The organism is Corynebacterium sp. MSK204 (assembly GCF_030229885.1).
Taxonomy (GTDB): Bacteria; Actinomycetota; Actinomycetes; order Mycobacteriales; family Mycobacteriaceae; genus Corynebacterium.
Genome location: NZ_JASPGQ010000068.1, coordinates 1 through 268, shown reverse-complemented (window position 1 = coordinate 268; position 268 = coordinate 1). Strand labels below are relative to the sequence as shown.

At 51.9% G+C, this 268-nt stretch carries 1 protein-coding gene; it reads left to right on the top strand.

From position 1 onward, the window contains the following. Positions 1-268 (top strand): DDE-type integrase/transposase/recombinase (locus tag QP908_RS11810; protein WP_284772370.1); only part of this gene is annotated, 268 nt, incomplete at both ends.

The window sequence follows — 268 nt, the reverse complement described above, 5'->3', positions numbered from 1 at the left end:
GGATCACATGCGGGTATCGCTGGTTATCGAGGCTTTGTCTCATGCCAGAAAGGTCCGCGGAAGCCTTAAAGGGGCAACTTTCCATTCTGATCATGGCAGTGTGTACACCTCACAGGCGTTTGGGGACCACTGCGCCCAGCTTGATGTGCGTCAATCCATGGGAGCAGTGGGAACGAGTGCTGATAACGCCTTAGCAGAATCCTTTAACGCCACCTTAAAGCGTGAAGTACTGCGTGATAGGAAACTCTTTGAAAGTCCAATCAGCTGC